10 protein-coding genes and 1 pseudogene are annotated in these 9,738 nt (G+C 36.3%); 4 read left to right on the top strand and 7 right to left on the bottom strand.

Features of this window, described 5'->3' with window-relative positions; translation table 11 throughout:
- Window positions 1–160: 160 nt before the first annotated feature.
- Window positions 161–1,048, bottom strand: a complete 888-nt coding sequence (locus ACQKOF_RS14200; protein ID WP_427558101.1) for a DMT family transporter — start codon at window positions 1,046–1,048, stop codon at window positions 161–163.
- Between the two features lie 321 nt (window positions 1,049–1,369).
- On the opposite strand from ACQKOF_RS14200, the gene ACQKOF_RS14195 reads away from it, so the two are divergent.
- Window positions 1,370–1,714: a DUF6176 family protein gene (locus ACQKOF_RS14195; RefSeq protein WP_427558112.1), complete on the top strand. Its 345-nt coding sequence runs from the start codon at window positions 1,370–1,372 to the stop codon at window positions 1,712–1,714.
- A 514-nt stretch (window positions 1,715–2,228) separates the two neighbouring features.
- On the opposite strand, the gene ACQKOF_RS14190 is transcribed toward ACQKOF_RS14195, so the two are convergent.
- Window positions 2,229–3,023: a CsxC family protein gene (locus ACQKOF_RS14190; protein WP_427558098.1), complete on the bottom strand. Its 795-nt coding sequence runs from the start codon at window positions 3,021–3,023 to the stop codon at window positions 2,229–2,231.
- Window positions 3,024–3,398: 375 nt separating this feature from the next.
- Here ACQKOF_RS14190 and ACQKOF_RS14185 point away from each other — a divergent pair.
- Window positions 3,399–3,818, top strand: a pseudogene (locus ACQKOF_RS14185) (tyrosine-type recombinase/integrase); the annotation flags it as partial.
- Window positions 3,819–3,938: 120 nt separating this feature from the next.
- On the opposite strand, the gene deoD reads toward ACQKOF_RS14185, so the two are convergent.
- Window positions 3,939–4,646 carry a purine-nucleoside phosphorylase gene (deoD, locus tag ACQKOF_RS14180; RefSeq protein WP_427558096.1) on the bottom strand — a complete coding sequence of 236 codons (708 nt, stop codon included), beginning with the start codon at window positions 4,644–4,646 and terminating at the stop codon, window positions 3,939–3,941.
- A 119-nt stretch (window positions 4,647–4,765) separates the two neighbouring features.
- Window positions 4,766–4,978, bottom strand: coding sequence for a YozE family protein (locus ACQKOF_RS14175; protein WP_427558093.1), 213 nt, complete (start codon window positions 4,976–4,978; stop codon window positions 4,766–4,768).
- A gap of 258 nt (window positions 4,979–5,236) precedes the next feature.
- On the opposite strand from ACQKOF_RS14175, the gene ACQKOF_RS14170 reads away from it, so the two are divergent.
- Window positions 5,237–7,075: a methyl-accepting chemotaxis protein gene (locus ACQKOF_RS14170; protein ID WP_427558091.1), complete on the top strand. Its 1,839-nt coding sequence runs from the start codon at window positions 5,237–5,239 to the stop codon at window positions 7,073–7,075.
- Window positions 7,076–7,362: 287 nt separating this feature from the next.
- Window positions 7,363–7,869 (top strand): formylglycine-generating enzyme family protein, encoded by a 507-nt coding sequence (locus ACQKOF_RS14165; protein ID WP_427558088.1) that lies wholly within the window; start codon window positions 7,363–7,365, stop codon window positions 7,867–7,869.
- A 321-nt stretch (window positions 7,870–8,190) separates the two neighbouring features.
- On the opposite strand, the gene msrB is transcribed toward ACQKOF_RS14165, so the two are convergent.
- From msrB to ACQKOF_RS14150, 3 genes are read right to left on the bottom strand one after another with little or no spacing between them, the layout of a single operon-like run.
- The gene (gene msrB, locus ACQKOF_RS14160) at window positions 8,191–8,619 is read right to left on the bottom strand and encodes a peptide-methionine (R)-S-oxide reductase MsrB (RefSeq protein WP_370043255.1); all 429 of its coding nucleotides are present in this window, start codon (window positions 8,617–8,619) and stop codon (window positions 8,191–8,193) included.
- On the bottom strand, window positions 8,616–9,146 hold the full coding sequence (gene msrA, locus ACQKOF_RS14155; RefSeq protein ID WP_427558085.1) for a peptide-methionine (S)-S-oxide reductase MsrA: 531 nt from the start codon (window positions 9,144–9,146) through the stop codon (window positions 8,616–8,618). Before msrA ends, msrB begins: the two co-directional genes overlap by 4 nt.
- Before the next feature lie 12 nt (window positions 9,147–9,158).
- Window positions 9,159–9,734 carry a YpmS family protein gene (locus ACQKOF_RS14150; RefSeq protein WP_427558082.1) on the bottom strand — a complete coding sequence of 192 codons (576 nt, stop codon included), beginning with the start codon at window positions 9,732–9,734 and terminating at the stop codon, window positions 9,159–9,161.
- Window positions 9,735–9,738 lie beyond the last annotated feature (4 nt).

Genomic DNA, 9,738 nt, shown 5'->3' with positions numbered 1-9,738 from the left:
GAGTCACAGTGCCAAATGAAAAAAGCGAGGTATTCAACGATTTACTCGTTAAATACCTCGCGATGTGAGAAGGTATAGACTTTTTCAGTGCCCTCATTTCTGAGCGGTCTACTGTAATCATATTTCCTTACATCATTTACGTTGTCCTCAATGTCTGGATTCACGTTTGTTTAATTTTTTTGGGAATTCTAAATCCTAAAGCTATAGCTGCACCTATACAGCTAGATAGACATCCTATTATCAAATATATTGAAAGAGTTGATTCACCAATTAGAACAGAGGCTATACCTCCAATAACCGGAAATAAAGCAACCATGTACCCACTTTTGGCAGCACCTATTCTTTCAACAAGCTTTAAATAAAATAGCCACGCTAGGAAAGATGCTATCAATGTTAAGTACAATAAAGCAGAGATATATGTAATTGATGTAGGAATGATGATCTTTTGCCCTTGTAACAAGACAATGATTGACATTAAAATACTTCCTACAGTAAAACCAATAGCATTCGAATAAATAGGGTCAATCTTTACTCTGGCGTTTCTTGCAGAGCTTACATCTCCAATAGCTGTAAGAACTGTACCTAAAAGAGCAATCAAAATGCCTTTTAAAACACCTGTGCTAGACAAACTACTTAAAGAAGGATAAATGAGAACACAAACACCAAACACTCCTAGCACTCCTCCAGACCAAACACGAGGATGTAGTTGCTCTTTTAAGAAAATACGAAGAGCTAGCGGCGTCAATATCACTTTTAACGAAAAGATTAATGTTACAATTGCTGCTGAGCTTAATATTGTTGCGTAATATAGGCATAAATAACTTAAAGCAAAATTACAGACACCAAACACAATAATAAAGGGTATATCTTTTCTGGAAGGTATCCCTTTTGGCTTAAGAAATAATACTAGAGCAATAAATAAAAATGCAGTCATAACTAGCCGATAAGTCAAGGATAATTCTAAGCTTACTGGGGTTCCTTGAATTTTTACTGCAATAAAATTAAGCCCCCACACTATTAAACAAAATACATACATTAGATTTGTCACTATATTACTATACCTTCTGTCGTTCTTTAATTAACGAAATATCTAAAGAGAATATCCAGTAGCCTAGGAAAGAATTATCTCCTCTTGAAATAATCGCCTAATATATAGTATCATCGCGTATCAAGTTTGTAAAAAGGTTTCTTCCAAATCCTGCATCTATTATAAGAAGAAATACGCGACGCGATAATTAAACTCCATAATCCAGATCCAACTAAAAATTTTTAGCGAGAAGATATCGATAGCGTTCTCTCTAAGAATATGAAAATAACATTAAATAACGGTATGATTAATATGGATAAAAATAGAAAGAAACAAAGTACAATGAATATTGAGTGCACACGATTTCGAGTAAAACAAGGTAAAACAGAAAAAGTTAATGAGTGGTTAGCTTTCTTGAATGAAAATATGGAAGATGTTCTAGTTACCCTTGAAGGCGAGAAAATGTACGTTGAAACGATTTTTCGAGAAGTGTTAAATGGAGAAGAATATTTGTATTGGTATGTTGTTCAAGGGACAGGTGGAATTGATGTCGATGAATCAGAACATTGGATTGATAAAAAACACATTGAATACTGGGATGAATGTATTGATGAAACCTTTAAACCTGTAGATTTAAAAACTGAGGTAGTGATGATTCCTGAAAAAGTACAAAATTCTCTGAATTAAGCACTACTTAACTAACGGAGACTTTCGTTTAAGAAGATTAGGACTTGCGTTTAGGATTGAATTTCCTAGCTGCCAGTCCTTTTTGCACATTTACCTTTCCTCTACCAACTCACTTTCTGCCTTTGCCATTTACTTTTCTACTTAATAGCCTTTTTCTTATTATCTCCGCACAATATACCTTATGTAAGGCTTTTAAATCGATTGTTCTAATAATTGATGAATAAATCTTTTTATTGTGCGTTCTGTAGATTTAATTTGTTCAATATATTTTTCGGGAACTGTTGAAAAATACCCTTTTGCAACCCTCTAGCCTTCCCAATATTACACACCGTCTAATACATCTTGGTTATTAAATTGCAAAAAGGCAGTTGAAAATCAGATTCAATCATACTTTCAACTGCCACTCAAATATTGGATTTTTATCAGTGCCTTAAATAGTCCAGAGCAGTTTTTTCAATTACATTTTTTTCTTTGAACAGCTCTTTTTATTTGTTCCGCTCCTCTAAAAACTAGATCAAGGACTAGTAGGAGGAGTAAGCCCTGTAAGAACTGGAGTTATTACAGTACTACCAGCTCCAAGGCGAACTTGTTGAACTTGCAGTACTTTTACAGTAAGTTCAAGTACGATTTTTTCACGCAATGTGCTGAAAGTACCTTCTGGTGCTGCCATAACTGGTGAAAAATCAAGTTCAAAGAAGTTTGCAGCTACTAACTCGCCAAATGGTTGCTCATTGTATTTAACTAGATTTTGGAAGAAAGCTTTATCCAATCGAGCATCCATTTGCGTAGTTTCATTAAGGAAGTTCGCTTCGGCAAACTCGGAAATTCCTAAGATCGGAGTAGGACCTCCAACTGTTTGTGGGAAAGTAAGGTCTGTAAAACCAGAAAACTGAACATCGGCAATTCTATCTTGGAGTGCCCCGTTACATTCTGCTGAAGCATATTCTATATTTTTGCGAATATGTCCCGCTACAAATAATTTTGCTCTTGTTACTCTAAAAAAGTCAGTGCCGGCAATACGTGCAAAAGCAACCGGCACTAGTTTAACTTGATTTAGGAATACATTTTTTTTCACTCTTTTGATTTCAGTTGCTGCAGGATTGAGTGTAATATCTGCCTCCACAGCGATTTGAAGTGTTGGTTCTGCAAGTACAACTGGAACTTTAATAGTTGGAGTTGTAACCGGTGTAGCGACTACTGGAGTAATTTCACTAGTTAATGGGATTTGTTCAGTTGATGTTACTGGACAAGGGTCGACTTGACTAACTTGATTATCTAATTGATCACTCAAAAAATTCCCTCTTTTCATTTTTTTAGTATTAGAGAGCGCTCTCTATATTGCTAGAATATGTAGCGATTAATTCTATGTATGGATGTGTATACTAGTTTTTTTCTGATTTTTAAAAAGGGATCTTTGAAACGAAAAGATAAGTATCAAATGAGCCCACTGATAGTCCAGATAAAATAACATTTAAGCCTTGGTTCAATGCAGATAAAAAATAATAAGACATTTCACATCGTACAGTTTTTTACTAAACAAAAGTAGGAAAATACATGGCGTTAAAAAGTATTTTTACCACGGCAGTTAAGTGGCAGGTAATCGAAACGAAACGAATCCAATGATTAGTGTGAAAAGACCTTCTCAATCTAAAAGGTATAAGGAGATTGAGTTGAATGCTTAAATTTTAAAAACAATACCATACTCATTGACTCAACCCTTCAATATGATAAAGAAGAAAAAAATTTTTTCTTAGGCCCTACAAAAACCAAAAGGTCACGTACTGTCCATGTACCAGTTGAGTTAATGAGAGAAATAAAACAATACGCAAAGGATCATAAGAAGTTACAGCTTGCATTAGGTGAAGCTTGGACACCTACGAAGGATAATGAGGGCAATCAAATAAATCTACTATTTACGAAAACAAACTGCTTTCCCTCACATCCTGATAGTATGTCTGGAAAATGGCGTGAAATTGTAGAAAGACACAATAAACCGAAACTAACATTCCATAGTCTTAGGCATACCCACGCATCTTTTATGGTTAGTAAAGAACAACTCGGACATGTAAACATTCAAGAAACAATTAATACCTATAGTACTTAACCATGAAAGATAAAGAAAAAGCAACCGACTGCTTTGCCTCCATTTTATAAAATGGTCGGTTTTTGGTCGGTTGCTCTTATTCTCAATGTTTTAGACTCGCCATAAACGTTGATAAATCAACTACTCTTGAATTGCCGCCTCTAAAGCAACAACGATCATATCGTTGAATGTAGTTTGGCGTTCTTCAGATGATGTTACTTCGCCAGTTAGAATGTGGTCACTTACTGTTAGGATAGAAAGTGCTTTACGGCCGTGTTTTGCTGCTAATGTGTAAAGTGCTGCTGATTCCATTTCTACAGCAAGTACGCCGTATTGAGCTAATTTTTCGTTTTGATTCTCATCAGAATAGAACATATCTGCTGTAAAGATATTGCCTACTTGTAAGTTTAAACCAGCTTCTTTACCTGCATTGTATGCTTTTAATAGTAAATCAAAGTCTGAGATCGGTGCGAAGTCGATAGCGCCGCCCCAAATAATTTGGTTCATACGTGTATCAGATGTTGCTGCTTGCGCTAAAATTACGTCACGAACTTTTACATCTTTTTGAATTGCACCACATGTACCTACGCGGATTAATTTTTGAACATCATATTCTTGCATTAATTCTGTAGCGTAAATCGAGATTGAAGGCACACCCATACCAGTACCTTGTACAGAAATACGTTTACCTTTGTACGTACCTGTATAACCAAACATATTACGAACTTCGTTATAGCAAGTAACATCTTCTAAAAACGTTTCAGCAATATACTTTGCACGTAATGGATCTCCTGGAAGTAAAATTGTGTCAGCGATTTCGCCTTTTTTTGCATTAATATGAATACTCATACTGCAATCCCTCTTTTCTGTCAGTCTTCACTATAAATAATACTGTGTTTCTCATATTTTCGCAATGCTAGACGTCTAGCAACTTGAAATAAAAAATATTGTTTCAACTTATATCATGCTTAATCTAAATATAATGCCCACAACTCATCAAATACTTCTATTTTTAAGTTGTCTGTGGCATATGATTCAACATACGAAGAAAGCTCATCAAAGTCTGTGCTCTGCTTCGGAAAATTATGTTCATGGAACATTTCCTCCGCAAATCGCACCTTTGAGTCTGACCAATCCCCTCCTCTGAATGTTAGTACATACAAATAAAAGCTCTTTTTCATTCTTGAAATCCCCTCTTTACTCTTCTGCTTTCCGCTAGTTTATCAAAAAATATCTTCTTCGTCACAAAAATATCTTTTAATCATTTTCTCCTACTTTTATTAATAGAACCATTTTCGCAAGTTCCTTAGACTTTCGTCGCAGAAAAATAATTTTCACTTTTGTCTGAAAAGTGAAAATTATTAGAAAAAACGATAGAAATACCTAGAAAAATAAGGTAAAATTTAAATCAACTATTCAAAAATAGGAAGGTGATGGCGATGAAAAACTCTCATAAACCCAGGAACTCCGTACAGAAACGCCTGTCTCTCTTTAAAATTAGCTTTTCTAAAAAGAAAGCAAATGATTTAGAGAACGATAGGCATAATCTCCCTCCTACTAAAGAAAAACGACAACGTTTTTACCATTTAATTCGAGGCAAAGTGCTTATTATATTTTCTCTCATTATTGTTATTAATGGCACAATGGGTTTATTATCGTATATCAATATACAGAATCTGCAAAGACAAATGAAAGATTTTACTGATAAAAACGTCCAGGAACAATTAACTGTCAACCAACTTGCGTACGAAATTGCGAGGCTCACAAATTTAGAACAAGCCTATTTAATTACCGGGAATGGGAGCTTTGCTACTTCATATAATATGAAAATTGATTCCATCGATAAAAAAATAAAAGACTTAGAAGAGCAGTTTACAAAAAGAGAACTAGAATTAGGTTATATACAGGCGATCGATCAATATTATAAAAATTACCTTGAATACTCTAAAAAGGTCATGACAATGCGTGATGAACTTGGTCTCGAACAAGCTCGCAAACTCGTGATGAGCGGTACTGGAGAAACAATGAAGGTGTATATTGATAAAAATATTGAGTCCATTAATTCGGTTATGGATGATGCTAATAAAGCAAAATTAGATAAACTTAACAAGCAAGTTACACTATCAATTACTTCTTTCTTCTTCATTTCACTACTTGGATTTATTGCAATTATTATTTTTGGTTATATGTTATTTAAATCATTAAGAAACAATACACAGGCTATTAACCATTCCATTCTCGATATAGCACAGGCTGGTGGCGATTTGACCCGACGTGTTCAAGTTCGTAATCATGATGAATTCTCAACTATTGCCGCTTCAACCAATACGCTTATTGATTCTATATCTAATTTGATTAAACGTGTCAGTAATCTGGCGGACCACGTTTCAGACAGTAGCCAGGAGCTAATGTCATTAGCCGATGAAAATGCTCGTACAATACAGAATATTGCAGATGCTACAGCAGATATCGCGAGTGATAGCGAGAATACGATTTCTAGTATGACTAGCGCACAACAAAAAATGAGTGATCTTGAGCATTCAGTACACCAGTTAAATGAGCAAGCAAATGCTGTTCAGCGTGCATCATTGGCTATGCAGCAAGCGGCTGATGAAGGCAGTCGCTCCGTTCAACAATCTTCATTAGTCATACAATCTATTGAAGAAACGATGGCCTCCACGACTACCATAGTCGAAGCACTCGGTCAAAAATCCGCCGACATAACATCTATTATCGGCACGATTACTGCTATTTCAGAACAAACAAATTTACTTGCCTTAAATGCTGCGATTGAGGCAGCACGCGCTGGTGAGCACGGACGAGGCTTTGCCGTTGTCGCTGATGAAGTTCGAAAGCTAGCAGTGCAATCGCAAAATGCCGCAAAAGAAGTAACATCCATTGTAACGTCCATTCAAGACGAAGTAACATCCATCATCTCTCAAAACCACGAGGGTGTATCGTCTGTTATTCGTGGTGTTGAAGTAACGAATGAAACAAACCAATCTTTAACCAATATTTTAACGCATACGAAAGAAACGACGACAATTATCGCGACTATGGTGGAGAAGATTGCATTAACACTTGATTATAGCAATGCTGTAGCGAATGATTTTGTCCATGTGAATGCCTATGCTGAACAATCAGCAACCAACACTGTCACTTCCGCTGCTGCAGCAACTCAAGGATCTGCATCCATGCAGGAAATTAATGCCGCTGCCACAGAGCTTGCTCAACAAGCAGATAGTCTGCGAAATCTTGTCAGTGAATTTAAAGTTTAAAGTGTCTCAGAATCTACTATATGTAGTTTTTAAAAAATAATAAACTCGTTTAAAAGTAGTTCATTATAAATGAAGCAGATACATGATCTAGCGCCGGAGTTTATAGAATGAGCATTTTAAAATAATTCATTAATGGAGATCGTAGTGTATAAAAACAATAGGTTAAGATTTGGAGAAGACAATGTTAACTAATTTAACCCATTTCTTAAAAGAATTAATGGTGTATATTCCTGACGGAGAAATTCGCCTACGAGATTTTCGAAACGAGCAAAAATGGTAAATTTGGAATGCCGGGTAAAAGAAAGAATTTAAAGGAAGTTAATTGGAATGTTGAGATACAGCCATTTTATCTTGCCAAATATACTGTGACAGAAGAACTTTATGCAACTATTATGGAGAAGAAATTTTTAACAACAATAAATGATCGAAAACCAATTGTTAATGTTTCATGGATAGATGCAGTGAACTTTTGTAATTCATTGTCTGACGCTCTAGGCTATAACAAGTTTTATGATTGTGATCAGAATTGTAAATCAGTTGTCTGCAATCATAGTTCTAATGGTTTTCGATTACCGACAGATGCTGAATGGCAATATGCATGTAAAGCAAAATCAAAAGGATATCGGTATGGCGAAATTGATGAAATTGCTTGGTATAAAGATAATTCCAACGAACATGTACACAAAGTTGGAGAAAAAGTGCCTAATGAATGGGGCTTGCACGACATGATAGGAAATGTTTGGGAGTGGTGCTGGGACTTATACGATGAAGATATGTTTGGCAATTATCGATAGACAATTATGATGTTCTATCTAGCGATTTGATGGGGCTTTCCGTCGTTTCGATGGCTCATTCCGTCGCTTCGACGTTTCTTTCCGTCGCTTTGATGGCCTTATCCGTCGCTTGATTGGTCATCCGTCGTTTCGATGACTTTTTCCGTCGCTTCGACGTTTCTTTCCGTCGTTTCGACTGATCTATCCGTCGCTTGATTGGTCATCCGTCGTTTTGATGACTCTTTCCGTCGTTTCAAAAGGTCTATCCATCGCTACTTATACAAAAAAATACCTTAAACCATAAAAAACTCCTAGCACGATCTATCCTGCTAGGAGTTGTTGTTATTTAAATAATGAAAGGTATTCTGCATAGCCTTCTTTTTCTAAATCCTCTTTTGGTACAAAGCGGAGTGCTGCGGAGTTAATACAATAGCGTAAGCCTCCAAGTTCACTTGGTCCATCTGGGAAGACATGTCCTAAATGGGAATCAGCTTCTTTGCTTCGAACCTCTACGCGACGCATCCCGTGAGATGTATCGAAATGCTCTGCTACTTCTTCCTTTTCAATTGGCTTTGCAAATGCTGGCCAGCCACAGCCTGAATCGAATTTATCTAATGAGCTAAATAACGGCTTCCCTGAAACGATATCTACATAAATACCCTCTTCAAAGTGCTTATCATATTCATTGCGGAAAGGTGGCTCTGTTCCACTTTCTTGTGTTACATAATATTGCATGTCCGTTAACTCTTTTAAACGTTGTTCTTTATTCATTTTTCAAACCCCCAGTGTGTCTCCTGAAACGCTTTGCGACCAGACCCGACGGCATAGCGCTCGTAGTGCATTGGATTTTTCTTATAATAATATTGATGATAGGTTTCAGCTGAGTAAAACGAACTTGCTGGTAAAATTTTCACTGCGATCGGTTTATCGAATTTACCAGATGCCTGTAAATCTGCTTTAGAACACTCAGCCAAATCACGTTGCTCATCATTGTGGTAAAAAATCGCGGTTGTGTAGGACTCTCCACGATCATAAAATTGTCCTCCAGCATCTGTTGGATCAATTAATGTCCAAAATGTCGCGAGTAATTGCTCGTAAGAATATAACTCATCATCAAACGTAATTTGAACCGCTTCAACATGCCCTGTAGTTTCAGAGCATACTTGTTCATATGTTGGATTGACAACATGTCCACCCGTATAGCCGGAAATTACTGATTCAATGCCAGGTGTTTCGTCAAAAGGCTTGACCATACACCAAAAACAACCTCCTGCAAATGTTGCATATTGCTTTGCCATTTATCTCACTCCTTATGCACCAGGAACAATTACTTCCAGTAAAATCTTATCCTTTGGTAAGTCTAATTCTTTTGCTTTGATACGAGATCCTGAAGCAATGTTAATGCGCGATAAGTCAATATAGATTTCTGCCTTATTTGGATCAATTGTAATCCAAGAAGGGAATTCCACCGTGTCTCGCATAATTTTCATCGTTGTCTCAGGTGGAATATTTAACAGCCCAACATTCATCCCTGTCTGTTTTAAAATAATATTCCCTTTCTCATCCACTATCGGATCGAAGTTCATAGAAATAGGGATTTCTGTATAAAACACCTTTAATGTACTTCTTAATTGAATATCATCACCAATCGTAAAATCCAACGGTAATGGTGACCCCGCATCCTTTAAATACTTTTTCGAAATAGATTCTAATTCCTTCGTTGTCGTTTGGACAACGAGTACATTTCCTTTTACTTCACTTTCACCTGTTGGACTCTCCGCAAAATTTACTCCATCTACTGGTCTAGTTGCTAAAAAAACGACGAGGAGGATTGCAAAAAGCACTGTGCCTGCTAAGGCAAAAAATGCAAATTTCCATTTATTCATTTTG

This window comes from Lysinibacillus sp. NPDC093190 (assembly GCF_050280425.1).
In the GTDB taxonomy this organism is placed as follows: domain Bacteria; phylum Bacillota; class Bacilli; order Bacillales_A; family Planococcaceae; genus Lysinibacillus.
Note: the sequence above shows the minus strand (reverse complement) of the source record. Positions and strands in the feature narration are given on the sequence as shown.

What these genes read in the sequence shown, in the direction of transcription:
- ACQKOF_RS14190 (WP_427558098.1), bottom strand. Translation starts at nt 3,023, where the DNA reads ATGAAAAGAGGGAATTTTTTGAGTGATCAATTAGATAATCAAGTTAGT.
- ACQKOF_RS14150 (WP_427558082.1), bottom strand. Translation starts at nt 9,734, where the DNA reads ATGAATAAATGGAAATTTGCATTTTTTGCCTTAGCAGGCACAGTGCTT.
- msrA (WP_427558085.1), bottom strand. Translation starts at nt 9,146, where the DNA reads ATGGCAAAGCAATATGCAACATTTGCAGGAGGTTGTTTTTGGTGTATG.
- ACQKOF_RS14170 (WP_427558091.1), top strand. Translation starts at nt 5,237, where the DNA reads ATGAAAAACTCTCATAAACCCAGGAACTCCGTACAGAAACGCCTGTCT.
- ACQKOF_RS14195 (WP_427558112.1), top strand. Translation starts at nt 1,370, where the DNA reads ATGAATATTGAGTGCACACGATTTCGAGTAAAACAAGGTAAAACAGAA.
- msrB (WP_370043255.1), bottom strand. Translation starts at nt 8,619, where the DNA reads ATGAATAAAGAACAACGTTTAAAAGAGTTAACGGACATGCAATATTAT.
- deoD (WP_427558096.1), bottom strand. Translation starts at nt 4,646, where the DNA reads ATGAGTATTCATATTAATGCAAAAAAAGGCGAAATCGCTGACACAATT.
- ACQKOF_RS14165 (WP_427558088.1), top strand. Translation starts at nt 7,363, where the DNA reads ATGCCGGGTAAAAGAAAGAATTTAAAGGAAGTTAATTGGAATGTTGAG.
- ACQKOF_RS14175 (WP_427558093.1), bottom strand. Translation starts at nt 4,978, where the DNA reads ATGAAAAAGAGCTTTTATTTGTATGTACTAACATTCAGAGGAGGGGAT.